Raw genomic sequence first — 26043 nt, forward strand, 5'->3', positions numbered from 1 at the left:
TGCAAGTTGTAGGAGCTGGCGAAGCCTGCGATCTTTTGATCTTTCGCTTGAGATTCAATTTCTGGGGAAAGATCGCAGCCTCGTTGCACTCGACAGCTCCTACACAGCTCCTACATTCCTACATGGCACCTACATGGCGTTGCGTCATTTGAGTCCGACTTTATACAACGCCCCGTCATCCTCATCCGTCAGCACATACAGGTAACCGTCCGGCCCCTGGCGAACATCCCGGACTCGCGCCTTGAGCTCACCCAGCAAACGCTCCTCGTGGACGACCTTGTCTCCCTGCAATTGCAGGCGGATCAGTTCCCCGGGCACCAGCGCCCCGATGAACACGTTGCGCTGCCAGGCCTTGAAACGATCATGGTCGTAGAACGCCATGCCGCTGAGCCCCGGTGACACCTGCCAGACGTGGTGTGGGCCAACGGTACCCTCGACAGTCTTGCCCTGGGCTTCGGGAATCGGAGCGCCGGAGTAGTTGATGCCATGGGTCGCCAATGGCCAGCCGTAGTTCTTGCCGCGCTCGATGATGTTCATCTCATCACCGCCCTTGGGCCCGTGTTCGTTCTCCCACAACGTGCCATTCCAAGGGTTGAGGGCCGCCCCCTGGGGGTTGCGCATGCCATAGGACCATATCTCGGGACGGACGTTTTTCTGGCCGACGAAGGGGTTGTCGTCGGGCACTTTGCCGTCGGGGTAGATGCGCACGACCTTGCCTTGCAGCTTGTCCAGGTCCTGGGCGGTGGGCCGCTCGTTGTTTTCCCCCAAGGTAATGAACAGATAACCGTCGCGGTCGAAGACCAGGCGCGAGCCAAAGTGGTTGCCCGTGGACAACTTGGGCTGCTGACGGAAGATCACGTCGAAATTCTTCAGGCTCTTGAGGTCTTCGGACAATTGCCCGCGCCCCACGGCGGTGCCGGCCTTGCCGTCTGCGCCCGCCTCGGCATAAGACAGGTAGACGGTGCGGTCCTGCTTGAAGTCGGGCGACAGCACCACGTCCAGCAGACCGCCCTGGCCCTTGGCCCACACTTGTGGCACGCCACTCAAGGGTGTGGACAATTGACCGTCGGGGCTGACCACGCGCAGGTTGCCCGGTCGCTCCGTCACCAGCATGCCCTGCTGGCCAGGCAAGAATGCGACAGACCAAGGGTGCTCCAGCCCCTTGACCAGGGTGATCACCTCCAGGGTGCCCTCCTCGCTCTTGAATGATTGGGTCGGCGCGGCAGCAGCCAGCGTGGCAAAGGTCAGGACAGCGCTGGCGCAACAGGCGGCCAGGAGTGTTTTACGCAACATGCACAATTCCTTCTGTGGTGTGAAAAGAGAGCGACGGTCTCCAGAACCTAGCGGCTGCCATTTTGGCCGTTCCTGGGCGGCGTAGGAGACTCGATGGTGGGGCGCGGCGAACCCGATGGCTGGCCGGACCGGGGATAACCATTGCCGATGCCGCCGTTTTCCAGGGTCGGTGGGCGCGGTACCGGCACCGTCGGGTTGTCATGAATCGTCGGCACGTTGGGCCGGGTGCCCTGCATGCTGTTGGGATTGGCCCGCCGTGTCGGGCTGTTATAGGGATTGTTGTTGCCCGGCAGATTCTGGGCCAGGACCACGGGGCCTGTGCCCGGCGTGGCGGCTTGGGCGGCGGCGGTCAGCAATAGCGTCATGATGGCAACTATCAGCCTGTTCATTCGGACACCTCTTGAGTTCAGGCATATCGAAAGCACGCTACGCCGCAGGTTCGCCCTTGTTAAGCGAAATATCCCGGTGAAGATGTAACCAAGAGTCTCCGCCCCTTGTGGGAGCGAACTTGCTCGCGATAGCGGTGGGTCAGCTTGCATCAATAGCGCCTGTACCGTCGCCATCGCGAGCAAGCTCGCTCCCACAATGGAAACTTTTCCCAAGGCGCAAAGGTCACCAGAAAGACATCCACCGGCAAGGACAACACCACCATGGCACGGGCAATCTGGAAAGGCGCAATCAGTTTCGGACTGGTCCACATTCCTGTCGCGCTGGTGTCGGCCACCTCGTCCCAGGGCGTGGATTTTGACTGGCTGGACAAACGCAGCATGGACCCGGTGGGCTACAAACGGGTCAACAAGGCCACGGGCAAGGAAGTGACCAAGGACGACATCGTCAAGGGCGTCCAGTACCAGAAAGGCCAGTACGTACTGCTCAGCGAGGAAGAAATCCGTTCCGCCCACCCCAAGTCCACCCAGACCATCGATATCTTTGCCTTTGTCGACAGCGAGAAGATCCCCTTGCAGAACATCGACACGCCCTACTTTCTCGCCCCCGACAAACGCGGTGGCAAAGTCTATGCCCTGCTGCGCGAAACCCTGGTCAAGACCCACAAGGTCGCCCTGGCCCATGTCGTGCTGCATACCCGCCAGCACCTGGCGGCGCTCATGCCCCTGGAATCGGCGCTGGTACTGGTGATGCTGCGCTGGCCCGCGGAGGTGCGCGACCTTGACGTGCTGGAGCTGGGCGACGAGGTGACGAACCCAACCCTGGCCAAGGGCGAGCTGGAAATGGCCAAGCGTCTCGTGGAAGACATGAGCGCCGACTGGGAACCGCAAGAGTACCGGGACAGTTTCGAAGACAAAATCATGGAACTGGTAGAGAAAAAGGCCAATGAAGGCCGCCTCGAAGCGGTGGAGACCGACCCGGGCGAAGAACAACGCAAGACCGCCGATGTCATCGACCTTACCGAGTTGCTCAAGCGCAGCCTGGGCAGCAAGGGCAAGGTCAGCGACAAATCCGCCAGGAAGGCCCCTGCAAAACCCGCGAAAGCCGGCAAATCCGCTCCTGCCAAAAAAGCCACCAAGGCCTCCCGGGGGTAAACCCTGGCGTGCGCAATACAAGGGAATCTGTCATGGCCAATGCCGAGAGTGAATCTGCTCGTTTGCCCAACGCCAAGTCGGACGCCACCACAGCCCGAAAGGCGCCTCAAAACCGCCTGCCCGAGCGCCTGTCGCCGCAATTGGCCACGCCGGTGGAAGAACCGCCCACCGGCGAATGGCGCTATGAAGTCCAATTCCACGGATATCGGCTGCTGACCCGCATCGAACATGGCGAAGTCCGCTTGTTCAATCGCAATCACCAGGACTGGACCGAGCGGCTGAAGCTGCATGCCGACGCCCTGGCCGGGTTGAACCTGGGGGACAGTTGGCTCGACGGCGAACTGGTCCTGCTCGATGAGACCGGCCACTCCGATTTCGCGGCCCTGCGCCAGGCCTTCGACATCGGCCGCACCGTCGACATGGTGTATTTCCTGTTCGATGCGCCGTTCCTCAATGGTGTCGACCTGCGCCAGGCGCCGGTGGAGGAACGCCGTGCGGCCCTGAAAAACGCCCTTGGCAACAACGCCAGCAAGCGCCTGCGCTTTTCCGAGTCGTTTTCGGCCAGCCAGCACGACATGTTCGAAAGCGCTATCGCGCTCTCACTGGACAGCGTGGTCGGCAAGCGCCTGGGCAGCCCATATATGTCCCAGCGAAGCGCCGATTGGGTAAAACTCAAGTGCCGGTTGCGCCAAGCCTTCGTCATCGTCGGGTTCACCCGCCCCCAAGGCAGGCGCAGCGGTTTCGGCGCGCTGTTGCTGGCGGTCAACGGGCCGTCGGGGCTGGTGTACGCCGGTCGGGTCGGCACGGGATTCAGCCAGACGCAAATCAAACAATTACATGCGCAACTGTGTGCGCAGCAGCGCGAGACTTCGCCACTGGCGTTACCACTCAACGGTGTCCAGGGACGCGGCGTGCAATGGGTCGAGCCTGACCTGACCTGCGAGATCGAGTTCACTGAATGGACCCGCGCCAACCAGATGCGCCAGGCTATTTTCCTGGACTTGTCGAGCACTATGCCGGCCAACAAGGTGGTTCGCGAGCAACCCCTGCCGATAAAGCCCACGACACCAGAACCCAAGCGTCGCAGCAAAGCCCGCGCGGCCAAAGTCGACGGTGTGACGATCACCCACCCCGATCGGGTCATCGACAGTGTCAGCGGTGTGCAAAAGGCCGAGCTGGCGCAGTATTACCTGGACATCGCCCCGTGGATCCTGCCGCACCTCAAGCAGCGGCCGGTCGCGCTGCTGCGGGCACCGGACGGTATCGGCGAAGAGCAGTTCTTCCAAAAACACGCCGATCGCCTGGACATTCCCCATATCAAACAGCTGGATCCGCGACTGGACCCGGGCCATGCAGCGCTGATGGAGATCAGTGACATCCACGCCCTGGTCAGCGCGGCGCAGATGGGCACGGTGGAACTGCACACCTGGACCGCGACCCACGACCGGATCGAGACACCCGACCTGTTTGTCCTGGACCTGGATCCGGACCCGTCGCTGCCCTGGCGCGCCATGATCGAGGCGACCCACATGACCTTGGCGGTGCTCGACGCGTTGGGTTTGCAGGCTTTTCTCAAGACCAGCGGCGGCAAAGGCATGCACGTGATCGTGCCATTGGCGAGAAGTGAAGGCTGGGACACCACCAAGGCGTTCGCCAAGGCCATCTCGCAGTTCCTGACCCGACAAATGCCAGAGCGCATCACGGCCACCATGGGACCGAAGAACCGCGTCGGGAAAATATTCGTCGACTACCTGCGCAACGCCCGCGGCGCCAGCACGGTGGCCGCCTACTCAGTGCGCGCCAGGCCAGGCCTGCCGGTCTCGGTGCCAATCGCCCGGGCCGAATTGCAGACCCTGCGCAACGCCCAGCAATGGGACATCCATACCGCCCTGGAACGGGCCAAGGGCTTGGGCGCCGATCCTTGGGAAGGCTACAACCACCGTCAGCGGATCACCGCCAGGATGTGGGAACAGCTGGATGCGCAAAAGCCCACCGACTGAATGTAGGAGCGTAGGAGCGTAGGAGCGTAGGAGCTGTCGAGTGCAACGAGGCTGCGATCTTTCCACAACCCATTGAGTCCAGAGCGAAAGATCAAAAGATCAAAAGATCAAAAGATCAAAAGATCAAAAGATCAAAAGATCGCAGGCTTCGCCAGCTCCTACATCCAGATAAAGATCACCAGCAGGCCGCCAAAGAACGCCCATTTCTGCAGGTAATACAGCGCACGGTTACGTTTTTTCAGGGCCTTGCCCTGCAACCGTATCTTGTAGAGCCTGGAGAACGCCCGGTTCAAGGCGCCCGTCCTGTCGCCCGCGTCGTTGGGCGCACCGGCCGCTGCCATCACGGTGCGGCTGAACCAGCGGTTGAACGCGCTAGCCCAGCGAAACTTCATCGGCCGCTCCACGTCGCAGAACAGGATGATGCGATTATGGTCGGTGGTGTTCTGGGCGTAATGAATGAACGTTTCGTCGAATATCACTGCCTCGCCATCGCGCCAATGATAGGGCTCGCCATCGACATTGATGTAGCAACCAGCATCGTTGGGCGTTTCCAGGCCCAGGTGATACCGATAGGACCCGGCATATGGGTCGCGGTGCCGGACCAGCTTCGAGCCCGGCGGCAACTCGGCGAACATCGCCGCCTTGATCGAGCCGATGCTCTGTACCAGTTCGGTGGTGCGGGGGCACAGCTTCATGGCCGAAGGATGGCTGTCGCCGTACCACTTCAGGTAGAAACGCTTCCAACCGGTCTTGAAGAACGAGTTGAAGCCCACATCGTCATATTGATCGGAACGCTTGATCTGCCCTGCGTGCAGCAGGTTCTGGCCTTCGGCCCGGATCTCTTGCCAGTGGGCCTGCAACGGGCTCAGGTCCGGAAACTGCGCCGGGCTCAGGAACGGTCTGTTGGGCAGTTTCGAGCACAGGTAAAGCAGGCAATTGATCGGCGCGAGAAACGACGAATGATCGCTCAGCTGACGTCCGAACTTATGCCGCACGCGACCGCGCAGGTGAACGTAGCCAATGGAAAAGATGTAGAGCGCGACAATAATGAGTTTCACGAAAAACCGTCACAATTCTGGGGTGAACTGGATTGTTTACCCGGGCCAGCCAAGCGGCAAGGGAGATGGCATAGGGTGAGATGGCATTCTAGCCACAGTTTGTAACCGAAAGTTATCCTCCAACTGTGAAAAACTGTCTTGCCCGGGCAATACCCTATCGTTTATGCGGCCAGACCAGTACAATCGCCGCCACTATTACGCGCCCCCTTTGGCCGATATCGCAAACGCGGCTTCGGTGCACGTCTACCGGGCCAGGCGCTCCGTATGCTGCTGTCCTCTTATGCCGGATGGACCCTTGCGCTTGCGACCGCGACGCCTTTGCGCGGTCGGGACGTGCGCAAACAGGTACTGAACAGGTACTGCCGCACCCTTAGCTACTCTGAATGTTCCGCAGGATAAACCTTTGATCTCTACAGCTAACATCACGATGCAGTTCGGCGCCAAGCCACTGTTCGAAAACGTCTCTGTCAAATTCGGCGCGGGTAACCGCTACGGTCTGATTGGCGCCAACGGTTGCGGCAAGTCGACCTTCATGAAAATCCTCGGCGGCGACCTCGAGCCTTCCGGCGGCCAGGTCATGCTCGAGCCGAACGTGCGCCTGGGCAAACTGCGCCAGGACCAGTTCGCCTACGAAGAATTCACCGTGATCGACACCGTGATCATGGGTCACGAAGAGCTGTGGAAGGTCAAGGCCGAGCGCGATCGCATCTATTCGCTGCCGGAAATGACCGAAGAAGACGGCATGGCCGTGGCCGAGCTGGAAACCGAATTTGCCGAGATGGACGGCTACACCGCCGAATCCCGTGCCGGTGAACTGCTGTTGGGCCTGGGGATTGGCATCGAACAGCATTTCGGCCCGATGAGCGAAGTGTCGCCAGGCTGGAAGCTGCGTGTGTTGCTGGCCCAGGCACTGTTCTCCGACCCGGAAGTGCTGCTGCTCGACGAACCGACCAACCACCTGGATATCAACACCATCCGCTGGCTGGAAAACGTGCTGACCCAGCGTTCGAGCCTGATGATCATCATCTCCCACGACCGTCACTTCCTGAACAGCGTCTGCACCCACATGGCGGACCTGGACTATGGCGAGCTGCGCCTGTTCCCGGGCAACTACGACGAGTACATGACCGTGGCGACCCAGTCCCGCGAGCAACTGCTGTCGGACAACGCCAAGAAGAAAGCACAGATTTCCGAACTGCAATCGTTCGTCAGCCGTTTCTCGGCCAACGCCTCGAAAGCCAAGCAGGCCACCTCTCGCGCCAAGCAGATCGACAAGATCCAACTGGCCGAGGTCAAGCCATCGAGCCGCGTCAGCCCGTTCATTCGCTTCGAGCAGACCAAGAAACTGCACCGCCAGGCGGTCATTGTCGAGCGCATGGCCAAAGGGTTTGACGGCAAACCGCTGTTCAAGGACTTCAGCTTCACCGTCGAAGCCGGTGAACGCGTGGCGATCATTGGCCCGAACGGTATCGGCAAGACCACCTTGCTGCGCACCCTGGTCAATGAACTGGAACCCGATGCCGGTACCGTGAAATGGACCGACGCCGCGGAACTGGGCTACTACGCCCAGGACCATGCCCACGACTTCGAAGACGACGTCAACCTGTTCGACTGGATGGGTCAGTGGACCCAGGGCGGCGAACAACTGGTTCGTGGCACCTTGGGCCGCATGCTGTTCTCCAACGACGAGATCCTCAAGTCGGTCAAGGTCATTTCCGGTGGTGAGCAAGGCCGCATGCTGTTCGGCAAGCTGATCCTGCAAAAACCCAACGTGCTGGTGATGGACGAACCGACCAACCACTTGGACATGGAATCGATCGAAGCGTTGAACCTGGCGCTGGAAAACTACCCGGGCACGCTGATCTTCGTCAGCCATGACCGTGAGTTCGTTTCCTCCCTGGCCACCCGCATCATCGAGCTCAGCGCCGACGGCGTGGTCGACTTCAGCGGCACCTATGACGACTACCTGCGTAGCCAGGGTGTGGTGTTCTAAGGACAGCCCTTGGCTGTTCGCTGCAAAAGCAAAGCCCTGTCCACTGTGACAGGGCTTTTTGTATTCCAAGGGTAAAGACCTGTGGGAGCGAGCTTGCTCGCGATGGCGGCCTGACAGCCGACCAGGATTTTGTTGGCGGGGTACATATCCATTGCTGCGGTAACGGCGGCTTATTGTTCCGCTCTTACAGCGGGTCACTTTCGAAAAGCCCGGAAGCCGGCCCAGTCGAAAGTAACCAAAGCGCTCATGCCCCACCACTCGGCACCTCGCCCAGGCTCGGTGTGCCCTCACTCCGGCATTGCTCCGTGGGCCCGCCGCGAAGGGCCATCCATGGCCCAGCGCGGCTAACCCGGCATCCATGCCGGGGTGCCCACTCCACAATGCCTGCGTTCGGCCAGCGTGGTTAATGGGGCGCCGAGATCAACGTCCACCGCGAGGCGGCCTAACAGCCGACCTGGCTCTTGCAGTCGTACACCCATCAGCTCTGTTTGAGCTAGACCTGTGGGAGCAAAGCTTGCTCGCGAGACGGCCTTACAGCCGACCTGTTTCTCCCTGGTGAACCCAATCCCTTGTGGGAGCGAGCTTGCTCGCGAAGGGGCCGGTGCATACAACCTCAATTGAAACTGCACATCCGGGTCCCCAAGCACATTTAGTTAGCCTGCTTTCTTTTATCCCCTCCTCGCGCCATGATGAGGCTCTCTTACCGCTGCCCGCGAACGAGCCCTATGCCCACGCCCTCACCTGCCTCCAGCTCCCTGTCGATCACCCTGCAGATCGTCTCCATCGTTTTCTACACCTTCATCGCCTTTCTTTGCATCGGCCTGCCGATTGCCGTGTTGCCCGGGTATGTCCACGAACAGCTGGGCTTCAGCGCGGTGGTGGCCGGGTTGACCATCGGTTCACAGTACCTGGCGACCCTGCTCAGCCGCCCCATGGCCGGGCGGCTATCGGACAGCGTTGGCACCAAGCGGGCAATCGTCTACGGGCTGTCGGGAATTGTGCTCAGCGGCGTGCTGACGCTGCTCTCGACCTTGCTGCAAAGCTTCCCCCTGCCCAGCCTGTTGATCCTGATTGTTGGGCGCTTGCTGCTTGGCGTGGCCCAAGGGCTGATTGGCGTGGGCACCATCAGTTGGTGCATGGGCCAGGTGGGTGTGGAGCACACCGCCCGCTCGATTTCCTGGAACGGCATCGCCTCGTACGGAGCCATCGCCATCGGTGCCCCGCTGGGCGTGGTCATGGTCGATGAACTGGGGTTCGCCAGCCTGGGCCTCGCTTTGTCGCTGCTGGCCGGGGCGGCGCTGTTGATCATTCGCAACAAGCCGTCGGTGCCGGTCATTCGTGGCGAGCGCTTGCCTTTCTGGGCGGTGTTTGGGCGCATTGCGCCGTTCGGGGCGGGCCTGAGCCTGGCGTCGATCGGCTACGGCACGCTTACCACGTTTATCACGCTGTTCTATATCAGTCGCGGCTGGACCGGGGCGGCCTGGTGCCTGACAGTTTTCGGTGTCTGCTTCATCCTGGCGCGGTTGCTGTTCATTTCCAGCATCGCCCGTTTCGGCGGCTTCAACTCGGCCATTGCCTGCATGAGCATCGAAACCCTCGGGCTGGTATTGCTATGGCTGGCGCCGTCCACCGCGTTCGCCCTGGTCGGTGCCGGGCTGGCCGGTTTCGGGCTATCGTTGGTATACCCGGCGCTGGGGGTGGAGGCCATCAAGCAAGTGCCTAACACCAGCCGGGGGGCCGGCTTGAGCGCCTATGCGGTGTTCTTTGACCTGGCGCTGGCGATTGCCGGTCCGTTGATGGGGGCAGTGGCGTTGAACCTGGGCTATTCGTCGATCTTCTTCTGTGCTGCCTTGTTGTCCCTTACCGGGCTGGGTCTGACTCTGCTGCTGCGTCGCCGAGCCGTAAGCGCACCTTATTGATCGTAATACTGTTCACTGCCGTTTTTTTGTTTTGATTAGGCTCGGTATTTACTTGCTCTGGTGTGTATATCCGTTGCTGCGGTAACGGCTGCTTAGGGTTCCGCTCTTACAGCGGGTCACTTTTGGAAAAGCGCCAAAAGTAACCAAAAGCGCTTTGCCCCACCACTCGGCACCTCGCTTAGGCTCGGTGTGCCCTCACTCCGGCATTGCTCCGTGGGCCCGCCGCGAAGGGCCATCCATGGCCCTGCGCGGCTACCTCGGCATCCATGCCGAGGTGCCCACTACGCAATGCCTGCGTTCGGCCAGCGTGGTTTAACGGGGCGTCCAGATCAAGATCCAAAGCAAAGCAAAGCAAAGCAAAGCAAAGCAAAGCAAAGCAAAGCAAAGCAAAGCAAAGCAAAGCAAGAGCGCGACACGTCCAGCATCTATGTAGCTGAGCCACCGCCTTCGCGAGCAAGCTCGCTCCCACATTGGATCTTCATCAGATACAAAATCCATGTGCACCGCAAAACCTGTGGGAGCGAGCTTGCTCACGATGAGGCCGGTACATCCAACATCGCCGCAAACTGATACTTCGCCTTCGCGAGCAGGCTCGCTCCCACAGGAGAAACGCGGTCTCCATCAAGAGTCAGGTCGGCTGTTAGGCCGCCTCGCGGTTGACGTTGATCTCGGCGCCCCGTTAACCACGCTGGCTGAACGAAGGTATTGCGCAGTGGGCAACCCGGCATGGATGCCGGGTTAGCCGCGCTGGGCCATGGATGGCCCTTCGCGGCGGCCCACGGAGCAATGCCTTCGTTCAGGCATGCCGAGCCTAGGCGAGGCACCAAGTGGTGGGGCAGGAGCGTTTTGCTTACTTTTGACTGGGCCGGCTCCCGGGCTTTTCAAAAGTGAGCCGCTGTAAGAGCGGAACCATAAGCCGCCATTACCGCAGAAACGGATATACACACCATCCTTACGTAAAACCATGCCTCTCTATTGATCAGCCGTCCTCATCCCCGCCCGGGTCGGCTTGCCCAAAGCCTCGCCGAAGAAGCGGCTGGCCTCGGAGATCATGGTGCGGTGGATGTCCTTGCGGTCGACACCGTCAGCATCCGTGCAAAGCGCCGGCATCGCGGCGATCTGCTCGTCGGTGCACGGTGCCAGGAAAACAAAATGCCCCGCACCGGCCAGGGTCTTGAAGTCCGGTGCAGTGGGCAGCTTGCGGGCCAGCGCGGCGGCATTCTTGTCAAAGGCCACGAGTTTGTCGCCATCGCCGCTGTACAGCAGCACCGGCACATGGACATCAGCCAGGGTATGGCGGCCAAACTTCAGGCTCAACGGCGCCATCAACAACAATGCCCGGACCCTGGGGTCGGCCACCGGTTGCAGATCATCGCGGTCAGCAATCAGTTCGCCCTGGGTATTGCAGGCGTCACGGTCGTCCGGCCGCTCCACGCAGTAGCGGCGCAGACGATTGAGGTCCGGCGTCGCACCGGACAGGATCAGCGCGGTTTCGCCGCCGGCCGAATAGCCGATCACCCCGACCTGCCCGGCGTTGACGAACGGCGAGAGCATCGGGTCATTGAGCGTGGCGGTGATGGCTTCGGAAATCTGGATCGGCCGCCCGTACAGGTTGCTCAGGGTGCCAAGCCGGCTGTGATCCTGGGCGTTGTCGCCGGGATGAATCACCGCCACCACGACAAACCCCTTGCGCGCCAGGGAGGTGGCCAGGTCATGCAGGGCCAGCGGCGTACCGGTATTGCCATGGGACAGCATCAACAGCGGAAAGCGGCCGATGGCAATCTGGGCGTCTGGCGCGGCATCGATCTGGTAGCCACCCAGCAGGCTGGACTGTTCCCGGTCTGTGGACGGATAAAAGGCGATGGCGTGCATCGGCTGCTCATCCAGAGGATCGAGAAAACTCAGCTCATGGAAACCGGCGCTCCAATGCGGATGTGGCCCCGGTGCGGCCTGCACTGAACCGAGACTGGCAAACAAGCAAAGCAGCAGCGCTGCACCAAAACGCATCATCGAATCATCCACCTTCACCAGCGCACGGGAAGGCCCCGTCGCTCGCAGTCTTGGCCGTGCATAACCTGCGCCAGAAATCCAGGCGCCGAACGCAGTAAAACCCTGCATCCCGGCCATCCAATGACGACGAGAATACAGGGTTTTACGAAGGTTGCCCCAATAGCTTTGGTGCCTTTATGCGGGTTTTACGCGGCGGCGAACTGCTGGCCGATTTGCAACGCGGCTTCGCTCATGGCTTTGGTGCGCATGTCGTCACCGTAGGCCAGGCCTTCGGCACGGACAACTTCGATATCGGTGATGCCGAGGAAACCGAACACCAGCTTGAGATAGTCCTCGTGACCCACGCCGCTCGGTTGGCCGGCATGCAAACCACCCGAGGTGGAAACGATCACCAGTTTCTTGCCACCACACAGGCCTTCAGGACCGGCTTCGGTGTAGCGGAACGTCTGGCCGGCCACGGCAATGCGGTCGATCCAGGCCTTGAGCTGGGTCGGAATGCTGAAGTTGTACATCGGCGCGGCGATGACCACCGCATCAGCCGCCAGGAACTCAGCCATTGCCGACGCGCTGAGATCGGCTTCGTGCTTGAGGGCTGCGTCGCGCAATTCGGCGCTGGTGCCGGCGGCAACCAGCGTCTGGGCGGAAAAATGGCTGATGGCGTCAGCGGCCAGGTCGCGGTAAGTCACCGTGATGCCTGGCTCCGCGGCTTTCCAGGCTTCAACCACTTCACGGCTCAATTGGCGGGAAGCGGAGTTGTCGCCCAGGATGCTCGAATCGATGTGCAGCAGTTTCATGTCAGTGCTCTCCAAGTGAGGACCGCAACCGGGCGATCAATTGGCGACAATCCTATCGATGAAACCAATGATCGATAAGTCAGCACAAATGCGATAGTTTGTCCCACTGATAGGACAATCGAGCTCAACATGCAAGACCTCAATGACTTGTACTACTTCGCCAAAGTCGTCGAAGCCGGCGGTTTCGCGGCGGCCGGACGGTTGCTGGGCATTCCCAAGTCCCGATTGTCGCGGCGTATCGCCGAGCTGGAAGAACGCCTCGGCGCCCGGTTGCTCCAGCGCACCACCCGCCAATTGAAATTGACCGCGGTCGGCGAACGTTATCTGCGCCATTGCCAGGCCATGTTGCTGGAGGCCGAGATGGCCGACGAAGCGGTGGCGAGCATGTCCAGCGAACCCCGCGGCCGATTGCGGGTGTCGAGCCCGGTGGGCCTGGCCCACCAGTTCCTGCCGGTGATAATCGAAACCTTCCTGGTGAAATACCCTTTGGTGCAACTGGACATGACCCTGCTCAACCGGCGGGTGGACTTGATCGGCGAAGGTATCGACGTGGCGTTGCGCGTGCGCGATCTGGGGGACGAGGATCCCTTGCTGATGACCCGGCGCCTGCGCCAGGCGCGGCTGATGATGGTTGCCAGCCCGGCCTTGGTCGAAGGACGGCGGATCGAAACCCCGGATGATCTCAAACAGTTGCCGGTGCTGGGGGCATTGGAAGCCGATCGCCAGGTCCACCTGCGCCTGGTCAGCGCCGATGGGCAGCGTGTGGAACTGAGCCTGGAAGCCCGCCTGGGCATCGACGACTTCATTGTGCGCCGGGCCTGCACGCTCGCCGGCCTGGGCTTCACTTTATTGCCAAGCATGTATTGCGAGCAGGAATTGCAGGACGGCACACTGGTGGAACTCTTGCCTGGATGGTCATCGCCCGATGGCTGGCTCCAGGCGGTCTACCCGCATCGGCGCGGCATGCTGCCAGCGGTGCGTGCATGGATCGATCATTTGGTGGAAGCCTTCGAGGGCTGTGGAGATAGAACGATATGAGGTTGAGCGAAGAGGATGTCGCGCAGTTTTGCCTGGGCCTGCCCGGCGCCAGGGAGGACTACAAATGGGGCGGCGTACGCGTGTTTTCCATTGCCGGGAACAAGATGTTCGCCCTGCAGGGCCTGCGAGGCGACTCGCTGGCGTTCAAGGTCGACAAGGATCTGTTCCTGGGCCATTGCGACCGGCCAGGCATTCATCCCGCGCCTTACCTGGCGCGGGCCCAGTGGGTCATCATGCAAGTGCCCTACCCGCTGGGGGCCGAAGAGCTGCGTGGCCTGCTGCAACGCTCACACCAATTGGTGGTCAGCAAATTGCCCAAGCGCACGCAGGTGGGCTTGTTGCTCTAGCCATTCAGAACAGATAGCTGCCCAGGAACAACTGGTCGATCCAGAACACCTGGTGCAGCAGCACGATGAACCAGAACACGATCTGAAACGACACTTTGCGGGTCTTGTGGCGAAACAGCTGCTGGGCCAGCAAGGCTCCGGGCCAACCGCCGGCCAGCTCCACCGCATGCAGCACGTTCTCCGGGGTGCGCCAGGTGTCGGCGCGTGCCTTGCGCTTGTCGCTCCAGTACAGCAGGAACGCCACCACACTGACGACGCCATAAGCCACCATCGGCACCCACGACACCGCCCGCAGCCCGAACAGCAGCGAACCGAACAACGGCAAGGCACAGAGCAGCGCAAACACCATCAGTTTGAGTCGCAGGTGCTGCACGGTGCCTTCAGCATTGCGCCCGGCACGTTTGCGGCTGCCTGATTCGTTCATGGCTTGGCAGCGGTCCAGTCCACCCAGCCGAACTGCCAGGTTGCCAGGATCAACAGGCCGAAGGCGATTCGATACCAGGCGAACACGGCGTAGCTGTGGCTGGCGATGAATCGCAGCAGGCCCTTGACCGCAATCATGGCGAAAATGAACGCCGTGACGAAACCAATGGCGAACACCGGGAAATCCGCCGGGACGAACAATTCACGGTATTTGTAGCCCGAGTAGACTGCCGCGCCGACCATGGTCGGCATCGCCAGGAAGAACGAAAACTCGGTAGCGGTTTTACGCGACAGCCCGAACAGCAGGCCACCAATGATGGTCGCACCGGAACGGGAGGTGCCTGGGATCATCGCAATGCATTGAGCCAGGCCGACCTTCAGCGCGTCTTTCCAGGAGATCTCGTCCACTGTTTCAGCGTGCACCTGGTGCTGGCGCTTCTCGGCCCAGAGCATCACCAGACCGCCCACCACCAACGCGGTGGCCACCGTGATCGGGTTGAACAGGTAGTGGTGGATCCAGTCGGCAAACAGCACACCCAAGACCACAGCGGGCAGGAAGGCGATCAGCAGGTTGGCGGTAAAGCGGCGGGCGCTGGGTTGCGTCGGCAGGCCCAGCACCACGTCGAAGATCTTGCGCCGGAACTCCCAGACCACCGCCAGGATCGCGCCAAGCTGGATGATAATGTTGAACGCCATCGCGCGCTCGCCACCGAACTCAAGCAAGTCGGCGACAATGATCTGGTGCCCGGTGCTGGAAATCGGCAGAAATTCCGTCAAGCCTTCCACTACGCCAAGAATCAATGCCGAAAAGGCAGTCCACAAATCCATTCATCCCCCAAAAAAGACGCTGTTCGTGCAGGTCTTATCAATATTCAAGTGTCATGCAGGTGTCCCCGCAGCGGGTGCACGATAACCGCGACCTTTCAAAAAAAACCAATGAAAAATGAGAACCGGCTCAGGTTTTACGCTGTGGGGCCGAAATCCTATCAGACAAGCCCTGATAACGCTGCCGCGTTGTGACTCAGGTCAATTACCGATAGCGACCGGGCGCTACAGTGCCGGTCGTCGATACGACAAGAATAAAAACCGGAGTGACAGCGTATGAATAGCTTGCGCAGTGTGTCGATCAGCCGACGCTTGTGGCTCATCCTGGTCGTGGCCATCGTGATGTTGTTCACGCTCGGCGCCTTGATGCTTAATCAGATCCACAACGACCTCTACCAAGCCAAGGTGCAGAAAACCCAGCACGTGGTGCAGACCGCCAGCGGCGTGCTGACTTACTACCAAGGCCTGGAAGCTGCCGGCACCCTGACCCGTGACGCCGCGCAAAAGCAGGCCCTCAGCGCCGTGCGTGGCCTGCGCTATAACCAGAGTGACTATTTCTGGATCAATGACCTGACGCCGGTCATGATCATGCACCCGACCAACCCGAAACTTGAAGGCCAGAACCTCTCGGCCATCCGTGACCCGAACGGCTATGCGCTGTTCAACGAGATGGTTGCCATCGCCAAGTCCAAGGGCGCCGGCATGATCAACTACCTCTGGCCGAAACCGGGCGCCGAGGCCCCGGTGGGCAAGACCTCCTACGTCCAACTGTTCGAACCCTGGGGCTGGATCATCGGCTCAGGCGTGTACGTGGATGACGTCCAGGCCGAGTTCCAATCCCAGGTGATCAAGGCCTCGGTGGTCGGCCTGGTCATCACCCTGCTCATGGGCCTGCTGTTGACCCTGATCGTGCGCAGCATCGTCGGCCCGTTGCAGGAAACGGTCAACGCCATGGCCAACATCGCCAGCGGCGAGAGTGACCTGACCCGCACCCTCGACACCCACGGCCAGGACGAAGTGACCCAATTGGCGCGGCATTTCAACGCCTTTACCGCCAAGTTGCGGCACGTGGTGACCCAACTGCAAGCTTCGGCCAGCGCACTGGGGCAATCCTCCAGTGAATTGGGCAACGACGCCACCCAGGCCCAGGAACGCAGCCAGCAGCAGTCGCAACAAATGGAGCTGGTGGCGACCGCGATCAATGAAGTGACCTATGGCGTGCAGGACGTGGCCAAGAACGCCGAGCACGCGGCCAGTGAGATGCGCGACGCCGAATCCCAGGCCCAGCAAGGCCAGGTCAACATCGACGGCAGCTTGCAGCAGATCGACCGCCTGTCCCAGACCATCGACCAGGCGGTGGAAGTGATCCGCACCCTGGCGAGTGAAAGCACCCAGATTGGCAGCGTGCTGGAGGTGATTCGCTCCATTGCCGAGCAGACCAACCTGCTGGCCCTCAACGCCGCGATCGAAGCCGCCCGCGCCGGCGAACAAGGCCGGGGCTTTGCGGTGGTCGCCGATGAAGTGCGGCTGCTGGCCCAGCGTACCCAGAAGTCCACCGCAGAGATCCAGGCGATGATCGAGCGCCTGCAAACCCATTCCGAAGCCGCCGTGAAAGTCATCAGCGACAGCAGCCGTGCTTCGCAACTGACCATCGAACAGGCCGGCCTGGCCGGTGCCAGCCTCAACGCCATCGGCCAGGCCCTGCGCAATCTCAACAGCCTGAACGCCTCCATCGCCAGTGCGACGTTGCAACAGGCCCATGTGGTGGAAGACATCAACCAGAACGTCACCCAGGCCGCTGGCCTGTCCCACAGCACCGCCATGGCCGCCGAACAGTCCAGCCAGGCAAGCACCCGCCTCAAGGCGTTGAGTGAACAGTTGAACGGGTTGCTCACGCAGTTCCGGGTCTAAAGACCGGTAAATCACCCTGTGGGAGCGAGCTTGCTCGCGATGGCGGTCGCACAATCAGCATTGATGCAAGCTGACCCACCGCTATCGCGAGCAAGCTCGCTCCCACAGTGGTTCTGTGTTGGTCTCTGGATTGGTGTCCACCGCAATCCCTTGTGGGAGCGAGCCTGCTCGCGATAGCGGTAGCCCGTTCAACAATGGTATTGGAGCTCTCCACGCCATAGCGTTTACAATCGCCGCCCTCTTCTATTTCCCCAAGGAACCGCCATGTCCGGGCTTGAACTGTTTGCCGCAGCCCTCGGCGTGATCGCTGTCTGGTTGACCGTCAAGCAGAACCCCTGGTGCTGGCCGATCGGCCTGGTCATGGTGTTGCTGTACAGCTGGATTTTCTTCGAGGTGAAGTTGTACTCGGACATGCTGCTGCAGGTTGTCTACGCGGTGCTGCAACTCTACGGCTGGTGGCAATGGACCCGTGCCGGGCACAATCATGATGGACGCCAGGTCAGCAGTCTCGGTGGATCGTCGGTGCTGTTCGGCCTGGCTATCGGTGCGGCAGGCAGCCTGCTGTTGGGCGCCGCCATGGCCCACTGGACCGATGCCGCCCAGCCCTGGCTCGATGCCGCGCTCACCGGTTTCAGTCTCGTGGCCCAGTGGTGGATGGCGCAAAAACGCGTGCAATGCTGGCCGCTGTGGATTGCCCTGGACGTGATCTTCGTGGGCCTGTTCATCTACAAGGACTTGCACCTGACTGCCGCGCTCTATGCCCTGTTCACCCTGCTGGCCGTGCAAGGCTGGCGGGAATGGCGCGCCGACCCGGCCCTGCGCGCATGAAGGTGGTGGTGCTGACCGGCCCGGAATCCAGCGGCAAGAGTTGGCTGGCGGCGCAATTGCAGGAACACTTTGGTGGCGTGCGGGTGGATGAATACGTGCGCCATTTCATGGAGCAGACCCAACGCGATACCTGTCTGGCCGACATCACCGACATCGCCTCCGGCCAACTGGCCTGGGAAGATGAAGCGCGTGCCCACCGTCCGGCGCTGTTGATCCTCGACACGCACCTGCTGAGCAACATCCTCTGGAGCCAGACCCTGTTTGGCGACTGCCCGGGCTGGCTCGAGCCGGCCCTGCTGGCCCGCCATTATGACCTGCACCTGCTGCTGAGCCCCGAGCAGGTCGAATGGACCGGCGACGGCTTGCGTTGCCAACCCGGGCTGGCAGAACGGCTGGCATTTTTTGAGGCGATCGAGGCCTGGCTGAGCGAACATCAGCGACCGTTCCAGGTCATTGAGGGCGATTGGGCGCAACGCCAACAGCAAGTGTTCGCCGCCGTTACCCAGCTGCTTCACGCTTGATCGCAGGGTGATCTGTTCCATTCTTGAAACAACGCAGTCGCTCCAAACCCGGATCCAACGCCGCTTCACCAAATTGCCATCAAGACTGTCAAGCTTCTGAAACACCCGCCCAAAAGCCTGGATCCAGAGCCCTGGGACAGTAGGTGACCGGTTGGTCACCATGCACCTTGTCTCAGCGCTGAAACAACCCGTCCACCCAGCATGCCCTCAAAAAACACAACTCATTGAATTAAAAGGTATTTCAAAACTCGGCACGACACCTGCTCTGCCCCACTTCGCAACGCTGGACCAAGGCCAGCCCACCGAAGAAGGAATCGATGCCGTGGGGACTTTCGAGAGAAGTTTGACCTGTCTGCTGTTGATCAGCTGCGCCGCCAGCGCAACGCTCAGTCTGCCAGCACAGGCCGAGGGCAACGGCGTCATTGTGCTCAACCGTGACGTGCAGCCCATCGCAATTGGTCGCAACGGAGGCAAAGACCCCTACCCGACCACCGTCAATGCCAACCCCTCCGAACGCATCAACCAGGCAACCGCCAGCACCGAACTGAGCGATGGCGAATTCGCCAGCGTGGCCAGCGGCTCGTCGATCCGCAACACCGTCAACCCGAATACCGGCGTGCAAGGCCTGAACGTCGTGACCAACCCCAACGGCATGCCGGGCATGGGCGCCGGTCACGGTGGCGGCAGCGGCGGCGCGATCTCCGGCACCATCAACCGCTCGCTCAGTTCCGGCCTGGCCCCGCTGGGTCGGCTGGCGGGAGGCCAGTGAGATGAATCCAGCCCTCGTTCTCCTCGCCCTGTTAAGCCCTTGCCTGGCGCTCGCCGATCCGGCTGTGGCGGTGGTCAGTAGCGCCAACCTGCAGGATTCCGGCAGCCATTACACCGGCAACTTCAACGTCAACCAGGCCGCTGGCGACCAGATCCAGCAAACCAACACCCGGGCCATCGCCATTGGCAGCCACGCCCAGGCCAGCACCCGCGTGCAGCAACGCGTCGACACGCCGGCCGACCCTTCCATGAACGCCACCGCCCGTATCGGCGGTCACTCCTTCACCAACGGCAACGGTGTGCTGGGCGTCAACCAGTCCGCCGGGGCCAACAACCAGATGGCCAATGTCATGCGGGTGGGCATCAGTGCCCATCCGCAGAGCATTGATGACAGCGCCCTGTCTCAACAGAACGTGGCGTTGCTACCGAACTCAGGAGCAACTGGCGCCCCAACCGGCAGTCGCCAGGTCGTTACCAGCGACCAGGCCTTCACCGGCAGCCGAGGGGTAATCCAGGTGAACCAGAGCGCAGGGGTGGGAAACCGTATGGCGAACACCCTGAGCATCCGGGTTGCTGATTGACCCGGAGGCTACATAAGAAAGTACTGACACTTAACCAACGACACGCAAGGAGAAACACCATGAAACCTACAATGGCAATCAAACCATTGGTTTTCGCTCTCGCCGCGGTCATGACAATGGCTGCACAGGCTGGAGGAAACGACAACAATAATGGCCATGGCAATGGTCACGGTCACGGCAATGGCCATCAGCAAGGGCCGACGCTGGATCAATTGCTCTCCATCAGTGCCGGCGCTGGGGCTACGGTGCTGGATGAGCAGAACAGCGACGGCAACGTGGTGACCAACCAGGCCACCAGAAACACCGCTGAAGCCACTGACTCGCTCAATGGCAGCAACGGCAACATGGGCGCCAACATTGCCGGCGGCGACGGCAACCAGCAAGACAACGCCGCCGCCCTGGCCACCGCCGACGAAAGCTTCATCTTCGGCTCGGCTGTCGCCGCCTCCAGCGCCACGCAGGTCAATAACAACAACTACGTCAAGAACAACTCGACGCAAAACAACGCCTCGCTCACCAACGCAGGCAACAATGGCTCCGGCAACATCGGCATCAACGTGACCGCCGGGAACTTCAACCAACAGAAAAACAACCTGGCCATCGCCGTATCCGGGGGCCGTGTCGCACAGGCCTCTGCCGCGGCTGACCAGTCCTCCACCGGGCTTGTGGTCGACAACAAAGGCGTGCGGACCTACAAGACCGACACCCTCACCAGCACCTACAGCGCCTCCGGCACGTTCAAGGCCAAAGGTACCGGTACCGCCGAAGACAACGATCACGGCGGCTGGGACAACAAAGGCGGCGGCTATGGCGGCGGTCACGATGACGACAAGTTCAAGTTCTCCGCCGTGGGGACCTTCGAGCTGGCCGGCAGCAACACCCAGCAGGTGCTGACCCGCGACGGTTGGAAAAACCCTGTGATCAACAACGCCACCATGACCAACTCCATGAACGGCTTCTCCGGTAACGGCGGCGCCAACGTGTCGGCAGGCGTGGGCAACCAGCAGAGCAACTCGCTGTCCATCGCTGCCGGCTGCAAGGCTTGCATGTAAAAAAGTACCACTGTGGGAGCGAGCTTGCTCGCGATGGCATTGGATCAGTGACCTTTGTGTTGCCTGACACGCGGCTATCGCGAGCAAGCTCGCTCCCACAGGGGGCTTTTTCCTGGATGCCCACTAGGCGTATTGATCATGCGTGTCACTGCCGTTTCCCTGCTGCTCTGCCTGGCCTGCGTGGCCGAAGCAGCGCAGATGCCGGTCGCCGCCCTGCCTGGCGGCATGCTGGTCTACAAACCGGTGCAAAGCGTACGCGAACGCAAATTCAGCGACATTGTCGAGCAGAAAACCGATTTCAGTTGCGGCGCCGCCGCGCTGGCCACGGTGCTGCGCCAGGCTTATTGGCTGGATGTCGATGAAGAGCACGTCATCAAAGGCATGTTGGTCAATGCCGACCAGAATCTGGTTCGCACCCAAGGGTTTTCCATGCTGGACATGAAACGCTACGTGGAAGCCATCGGCATGCGTGCCCGAGGCTACCGGATACCGCCAGAGAAACTCGAAGCGGTGACGATCCCGGTGGTGGTCCTGATGGAGATACGCGGCTACAAGCACTTCGTGGTCTTGCAGCGGGCCGACAAGCAATGGGTCTACATCGGCGACCCGGTGCTGGGCCACAAGCGCTACGCCCATGATGAGTTCGTCAAAGGCTGGAACGGCATCGTCTTTGCGATCGTCGGCCCAGGCTATGACAAGACCAATGCGCTACGCAGCCCTCCGCAACCCCTGACAGCCCGTAACAAGCTAGACGGTTTCAACCCGGTCAGGGATGCGGAACTGATGGATTTCGGCTTCATCCAGAGCGACTTTTTTTAATCGCCGACCAACTGCCAACAATAAGTACAAAAAGGAGCAGGACGCTCCGGGAGCAGCACATGAAAACCTCACACTGGCTGTCGCTGGCCTGCCTGCTCGCGACTGCCTCGGGCTATGCCCATGCCGGCTTCAAACCCATCGAAGTCAAGGACCAGGAGCTTGCCGAGCTGCGCGGTCGTTATGTCATGCCCGGCCGAGTCATCAGTTTCGGCATCGTCATGAGCAGTACCTGGCGCAACGCCAGCGGCGACTTGATCGGCGCCTCCAGCGCCATGCAGATCCAGGCCGCCACCGTCAAACCCGAGTTCTATGTCTCCACCATCAAGCAGGCCGGCAACGGCAGCCCCCCCGAACAGGGCAGCGGCAACATTACCGGTGGCGCAGGCCTTGGCACGGGCCAGGGGGTGACCCAGAGCGTACGCGCCGCCGGCGACGGCAACACGGCCTACAACAACGTCAACATCAACGTAAAAGAGAGCAACCAGGCACCGGCGCTCGCGCCTTCCCAAGGCCAGTTGCTGACCAAGGGCCAGACCATCAGCGGCAGCAACGCCGCCGGCAGTGTCGCGGTCACCGCCACCGGCAGCGGCGTGCAAATGGCGATCCAGGCCAGCCACAACCAGGGCAGCACCCTGCAACAAGTGGCTCAAGGCGGTTTGCTGCAAAACACCCGCCTGCTGGGCAACAGCAACCTGGTCAACAACATGACGCAGCTCAATGTGGTGCTGAACAATAACGGCCCCAGCGCCGGGGCATTGGACTGCAACCTGACTCAGTTACGTGGTCTTCGAAACCTCGGATATTGATCTACATTGATCAACGTTGATCGCCGATCAATGGGCAAATAAGGACGGCATATTTCATGTATCGATCCGTATCGTTGCGCGCTGTGATGTGTTTAAGCACGTTGTTCCCGGCGGCCGTGTTGCACGCGGCCCCGGATGCGGACATCGAGGCCCTGAAACAGGAACTTCTTGAGCTCAAGCAACGATACGAGGTCCAGCAAAGGGCCCTGGCGGTGCTTGAACAGCGGGTTCGCCAGGTGGAGGATCAACCCGCCGCGCCACCGCCCAAGCGCCTGGCCAAATCCCCGGCCGACATGAAAGGCAACCAGACCGTGGCCGGCGGTACTGCGACAACGGCTGGCGGCAGCGGCTACGGGCAATCCCTGGCCGATGATTCCCAACCGGCCCAGAGCGTCTCCAACCTCTATGACGAGGCCAGCGGCTTCTTCGGCGGCGGCAAATTCAGTTTCGAGACCGGCGTGACCTATTCGCGCTACGACACGCGGCAACTGATCCTCAATGGTTTCCTGGCCCTGGATTCGATTTTCCTGGGCAACATCAACCTCGACCGGATCAAGGCCGACACCTGGACGCTGGACCTCACCGGCCGCTATAACTTCGACAACCGCTGGCAGTTCGACCTCAACGTCCCAGTGGTCTACCGCGAGTCCACCTATCAGTCAGGCGGCGCAAACAACGGCGCAGCCGGCGTCACCAGCGAAGAAACCGTGACCCGCGACCCCACCATCGGCGACGTCAACTTCGGCATCGCCTACAAGTTCATGGATGAGTCGATCGACTCCCCGGACGCGGTGGTCACCCTGCGAGTCAAGGCCCCCACCGGCAAGGACCCGTTCGGTATCAAGCTGCGCCAATCCCAGGCCAACACCAACCTGTTCGTGCCTGACGACCTGCCCACCGGCAACGGCGTATGGTCGATCACGCCCGGGCTTTCGCTGGTCAAGACCTTCGACCCGGCGGTGCTGTTCGGCACCCTCTCCTACACCCATAACTTCGAAGAATCGTTCGATGACATCAGTTCCACAGTCAACCAGAAGGTGCCGGGCAAGGTGCAGATCGGCGACAGCTTCCAACTCGGCGCGGGCATCGCCTTTGCCTTGAACGAGAAGATGAGCATGTCGTTCTCGGTCTCTGACCTGATCCAAAAGAAAAGCAAGCTCAAACAGGACGGCGGCGACTGGGAATCGGTGGTCTCCAGCGACGCCAACGCCGGCTATTTCAACATCGGCATGACCGTCGCCGCGTCCGACAACCTGACCATCGTGCCCAACCTGTCCATCGGGCTGACCGACGATGCGCCGGATTTCACCTTTAGCCTGAAATTCCCGTACTACTTCTGACCCCCCTTGGGATATGTGATGGACACATATCCCAAGGGCACTGCACAACCCCTGTGGGAGCGAGCTTGCTCGCGATAAGGCCCTTTCAGTCAGCATTGATACTGAATGAAAGACCGCCATCGCGAGCAAGCTCGCTCCCACAAAGGTGTTTGTGCAGGCTTGAGTCAGCGGATCTGATGCTTGTGCAGCAGGCGATAGAACGTCGGCCGGGACACGCCCAGCACCCTGGCAGCCACGCTCAGGTTGTCGCTGTGACGGTTGAGTACATCGCTCAGGGCCTGGCGTTCGGCGCGGGTCTTGTAGTCCTCCAGCGTACCCATCGGTGCCGCGACGCCCTGGTGGCTGGCCAGGCCGAGGTCCCGGGCTTCGATTTGTCGCCCTTCGGCCAACACCAGACCGCGACGGACGCGGTTGGCCAGTTCCCGCACATTGCCGGGCCAGTCATGCATACCCATCGCCACCAATGCATCGTCGCTGAAGCTGCGGGGACGGCGACCGGTTTCCTGGCTGTAGAAATGGGAAAAGTGGCTGGCCAGCATCGCCAGGTCACCATGGCGTTCACGCAAGGGCGCCATCGCCACTTGCAGCACGTTCAGGCGGTAGTAGAGATCCTCGCGAAAACGCTTTTGCTCGATGGCCGCCTCAAGGTCCACATGGGTGGCCGCCAAGACCCGCACATCGACCGCGATCGGCTGGCTGCCACCGACCCGCTCAATGTGTTTTTCCTGCAGGAACCGCAGCAGGTTGGCCTGTAGCTCCAACGGCAGGTCGCCGATTTCATCGAGAAACAACGTGCCACCGTGGGCCGCCTCGATCCGCCCGATCTTGCGTTGGTGAGCCCCGGTGAACGCGCCCTTCTCATGCCCGAACAACTCGGACTGGATCAGGTGCTCCGGGATCGCGCCGCAGTTGATGGCGATGAACGGCTTGTTGCGCCGGTGAGACTGACAATGCAGGGTGCGCGCCACCAGTTCCTTGCCGGTACCGCTCTCCCCCCGAATCAACACCGGCGACTCGGCGGGCGCCAACTTGCTCAACAATTTGCGCAGTTCGCGAATCGGCCTGCTGTCGCCCAGCAGTTCATGTTCGGGCTGATCGATGTGGATCGAACCCTGCCCCCGCAGGCGCGCCATGCCAAACGCCCGGCCGAGTGTCACCTGGACCCTGGACACGTCGAAGGGCAAGGTATGGAAATCGAAAAACCATTCGCAGACAAAATCACCGACGTTTTGCAGGCGCAACACTTCCTGGTTGAGCACGGCGATCCATTCGGTGCCGCTACGGCTGATCAACTCCTTGACCGCTTCCGGGCGCTCCAGATGAAAAGGCTGCAAGCGCAAAAGGCCGACGTCACACGTCCGATCGCTGGCGTGTTCGAGGGAGCAACTGTCCACATCCCAGCCAATGGTGCGCAGACCTGGCAACAGGCGATGACAGTCATCGCAGGGATCAACCACGAGCAGACGACGTGACGTACTGGCTTCGATCATGACTGATCCTTGGCGTCAAAATAAGGAAATATGATTAGAAACAGTCGTTTGGCAGACCTGCATGTAACAGTAGCAAGAAGTTGACGCACCCTTGTATCAATTGATTATCGAGATCGCTCCAAACTGGTTATAAGCAGGCGTTTCGTTAGTTATCTCAGGCCTGTTTGTTTCAGGGTGCTTTCAAACAAAAGCCCAAAAGCCTGGTCTGAAAGAAAATCGAAATTTATTTAAATAATGTGTGACCCGCCTGCGGGTTCGGGACATCAGTACAAGTAACCAGCCGCACGGTACGCCCAACCGACGGCACATCATTTGTTTGGGCACACTTAAGAGAAAACGCCATGAACGCCCCGCTCCGTATCAACGAAGCTCTTTTGATTGCCGACCGCGCATTCCGTCCTTTCCAATGCGTGGCCTGGGCTCCACAAGACGGTAACGGTGAACTTAGCCTGACCGTCATCGACCGCACCAACGCACATATTGGCCGCACTCAAATTCCAAGCAGCGCCTATACCGACCCGGTCCAACTGGCCGATCTGTTGAAACAGGCCCGGGCCGAACTGAGCCAGGAAGGCTACACATTGCAATCCTGGTCGATGCCTGAATAACCACCGATAAAGCCTGCTATCGATTGCAGGCTTGGCTCTGGGTTGTAAAGCCATCGTTATGGCACGAATCGCCGCCTT

The 26043-nt window shown here is 60.7% G+C and carries 25 protein-coding genes; 17 read left to right on the forward strand and 8 right to left on the reverse strand.

Annotated features, from left to right (window positions below):
• Positions 1-144 precede the first annotated feature (144 nt).
• Both QMK47_RS15920 and QMK47_RS15925 read right to left on the reverse strand, forming a co-directional pair.
• Entirely contained in the window at positions 145-1293 is a 1149-nt protein-coding gene (locus QMK47_RS15920) for a PQQ-dependent sugar dehydrogenase (RefSeq protein ID WP_253475216.1), read from the reverse strand.
• A 47-nt stretch (positions 1294-1340) separates the two neighbouring features.
• Positions 1341-1682, reverse strand: a complete 342-nt coding sequence (locus tag QMK47_RS15925; RefSeq protein WP_258688214.1) for a hypothetical protein — start codon at positions 1680-1682, stop codon at positions 1341-1343.
• A 261-nt stretch (positions 1683-1943) separates the two neighbouring features.
• Between QMK47_RS15925 and QMK47_RS15930 the strand changes: the two genes are divergently transcribed.
• Both QMK47_RS15930 and ligD read left to right on the forward strand, forming a co-directional pair.
• Positions 1944-2834 (forward strand): Ku protein, encoded by an 891-nt coding sequence (locus QMK47_RS15930; protein ID WP_253475222.1) that lies wholly within the window; start codon positions 1944-1946, stop codon positions 2832-2834.
• 32 nt (positions 2835-2866) lie between these two features.
• A complete protein-coding gene (gene ligD / locus QMK47_RS15935; protein ID WP_320388713.1) occupies positions 2867-4834 on the forward strand; it encodes a DNA ligase D in 1968 nt (655 codons plus the stop codon).
• 158 nt (positions 4835-4992) lie between these two features.
• Here ligD and lpxO read toward each other — a convergent pair whose 3' ends face one another.
• The gene (gene lpxO / locus QMK47_RS15940) at positions 4993-5892 is read right to left on the reverse strand and encodes a lipid A hydroxylase LpxO (protein WP_253475243.1); all 900 of its coding nucleotides are present in this window, start codon (positions 5890-5892) and stop codon (positions 4993-4995) included.
• A gap of 403 nt (positions 5893-6295) precedes the next feature.
• Here lpxO and QMK47_RS15945 point away from each other — a divergent pair, with 403 nt between their 5' ends.
• The 3 genes from QMK47_RS15945 to QMK47_RS15955 all read left to right on the forward strand — a co-directional run bounded on the left by QMK47_RS15945 (position 6296) and on the right by QMK47_RS15955 (position 10374).
• Entirely contained in the window at positions 6296-7885 is a 1590-nt protein-coding gene (locus QMK47_RS15945) for an ABC-F family ATPase (RefSeq protein ID WP_003181279.1), read from the forward strand.
• Positions 7886-8610: 725 nt separating this feature from the next.
• Positions 8611-9804, forward strand: a complete 1194-nt coding sequence (locus QMK47_RS15950; RefSeq protein ID WP_253475246.1) for an MFS transporter — start codon at positions 8611-8613, stop codon at positions 9802-9804.
• A 288-nt stretch (positions 9805-10092) separates the two neighbouring features.
• Positions 10093-10374 carry a hypothetical protein gene (locus QMK47_RS15955; RefSeq protein ID WP_320388715.1) on the forward strand — a complete coding sequence of 94 codons (282 nt, stop codon included), beginning with the start codon at positions 10093-10095 and terminating at the stop codon, positions 10372-10374.
• Positions 10375-10776: 402 nt separating this feature from the next.
• On the opposite strand, the gene QMK47_RS15960 is transcribed toward QMK47_RS15955, so the two are convergent.
• Complete coding sequence (locus tag QMK47_RS15960; protein WP_253478558.1) at positions 10777-11814, reverse strand: alpha/beta hydrolase family protein; 1038 nt, start codon at positions 11812-11814, stop codon at positions 10777-10779.
• A 185-nt stretch (positions 11815-11999) separates the two neighbouring features.
• Positions 12000-12608 (reverse strand): FMN-dependent NADH-azoreductase, encoded by a 609-nt coding sequence (locus QMK47_RS15965; protein ID WP_214510242.1) that lies wholly within the window; start codon positions 12606-12608, stop codon positions 12000-12002.
• A 129-nt stretch (positions 12609-12737) separates the two neighbouring features.
• Between QMK47_RS15965 and QMK47_RS15970 the strand changes: the two genes are divergently transcribed.
• Both QMK47_RS15970 and QMK47_RS15975 read left to right on the forward strand, forming a co-directional pair.
• Positions 12738-13646 (forward strand): LysR substrate-binding domain-containing protein, encoded by a 909-nt coding sequence (locus QMK47_RS15970; RefSeq protein WP_253475249.1) that lies wholly within the window; start codon positions 12738-12740, stop codon positions 13644-13646.
• Positions 13643-13993, forward strand: a complete 351-nt coding sequence (locus tag QMK47_RS15975) for an MmcQ/YjbR family DNA-binding protein (RefSeq protein ID WP_013693486.1) — start codon at positions 13643-13645, stop codon at positions 13991-13993. The genes QMK47_RS15970 and QMK47_RS15975 overlap by 4 nt, the downstream gene beginning before the upstream one ends.
• Positions 13994-13997: 4 nt before the next feature.
• Here the strand turns inward: QMK47_RS15975 and QMK47_RS15980 are convergent, their stop codons facing one another.
• Entirely contained in the window at positions 13998-14417 is a 420-nt protein-coding gene (locus QMK47_RS15980; RefSeq protein ID WP_253475252.1) for a DUF1294 domain-containing protein, read from the reverse strand.
• A complete protein-coding gene (locus QMK47_RS15985; RefSeq protein WP_214510239.1) occupies positions 14414-15244 on the reverse strand; it encodes an undecaprenyl-diphosphate phosphatase in 831 nt (276 codons plus the stop codon). The genes QMK47_RS15980 and QMK47_RS15985 overlap by 4 nt, the downstream gene beginning before the upstream one ends.
• 273 nt (positions 15245-15517) lie before the next feature.
• Here QMK47_RS15985 and QMK47_RS15990 point away from each other — a divergent pair, with 273 nt between their 5' ends.
• The 9 genes from QMK47_RS15990 (at position 15518) to QMK47_RS16030 (ending at position 23867) form a co-directional block, all read left to right on the forward strand.
• Positions 15518-17152: a methyl-accepting chemotaxis protein gene (locus tag QMK47_RS15990; RefSeq protein ID WP_253475255.1), complete on the forward strand. Its 1635-nt coding sequence runs from the start codon at positions 15518-15520 to the stop codon at positions 17150-17152.
• A 264-nt stretch (positions 17153-17416) separates the two neighbouring features.
• Positions 17417-17980, forward strand: coding sequence for a nicotinamide riboside transporter PnuC (gene pnuC, locus QMK47_RS15995; protein WP_214510237.1), 564 nt, complete (start codon positions 17417-17419; stop codon positions 17978-17980).
• Positions 17977-18501, forward strand: a complete 525-nt coding sequence (locus QMK47_RS16000; protein ID WP_253478561.1) for an AAA family ATPase — start codon at positions 17977-17979, stop codon at positions 18499-18501. The genes pnuC and QMK47_RS16000 overlap by 4 nt, the downstream gene beginning before the upstream one ends.
• A 322-nt stretch (positions 18502-18823) precedes the next feature.
• Positions 18824-19270, forward strand: a complete 447-nt coding sequence (locus tag QMK47_RS16005) for a hypothetical protein (RefSeq protein WP_253475258.1) — start codon at positions 18824-18826, stop codon at positions 19268-19270.
• Between the two features lies 1 nt (position 19271).
• Positions 19272-19850 (forward strand): adhesin, encoded by a 579-nt coding sequence (locus QMK47_RS16010; protein ID WP_253475261.1) that lies wholly within the window; start codon positions 19272-19274, stop codon positions 19848-19850.
• Between the two features lie 59 nt (positions 19851-19909).
• Complete coding sequence (locus tag QMK47_RS16015) at positions 19910-20902, forward strand: heme utilization protein (protein WP_214510234.1); 993 nt, start codon at positions 19910-19912, stop codon at positions 20900-20902.
• Between the two features lie 138 nt (positions 20903-21040).
• The gene (locus QMK47_RS16020) at positions 21041-21721 is read left to right on the forward strand and encodes a C39 family peptidase (protein WP_253475263.1); all 681 of its coding nucleotides are present in this window, start codon (positions 21041-21043) and stop codon (positions 21719-21721) included.
• 59 nt (positions 21722-21780) lie between these two features.
• The gene (locus tag QMK47_RS16025; protein WP_320388717.1) at positions 21781-22527 is read left to right on the forward strand and encodes a hypothetical protein; all 747 of its coding nucleotides are present in this window, start codon (positions 21781-21783) and stop codon (positions 22525-22527) included.
• 56 nt (positions 22528-22583) lie between these two features.
• Positions 22584-23867, forward strand: coding sequence for a hypothetical protein (locus tag QMK47_RS16030; protein ID WP_320388719.1), 1284 nt, complete (start codon positions 22584-22586; stop codon positions 23865-23867).
• A gap of 164 nt (positions 23868-24031) precedes the next feature.
• On the opposite strand, the gene QMK47_RS16035 is transcribed toward QMK47_RS16030, so the two are convergent.
• Positions 24032-25357 carry a sigma-54 dependent transcriptional regulator gene (locus QMK47_RS16035; protein ID WP_214510230.1) on the reverse strand — a complete coding sequence of 442 codons (1326 nt, stop codon included), beginning with the start codon at positions 25355-25357 and terminating at the stop codon, positions 24032-24034.
• Positions 25358-25698: 341 nt separating this feature from the next.
• On the opposite strand from QMK47_RS16035, the gene QMK47_RS16040 reads away from it, so the two are divergent.
• Positions 25699-25965 carry a hypothetical protein gene (locus QMK47_RS16040; protein WP_214510229.1) on the forward strand — a complete coding sequence of 89 codons (267 nt, stop codon included), beginning with the start codon at positions 25699-25701 and terminating at the stop codon, positions 25963-25965.
• Positions 25966-26043 lie beyond the last annotated feature (78 nt).

It is taken from the genome of Pseudomonas sp. P9_35 (genome assembly GCF_034008205.1).
Taxonomy (GTDB): domain Bacteria; phylum Pseudomonadota; class Gammaproteobacteria; order Pseudomonadales; family Pseudomonadaceae; genus Aquipseudomonas; species Aquipseudomonas kilonensis.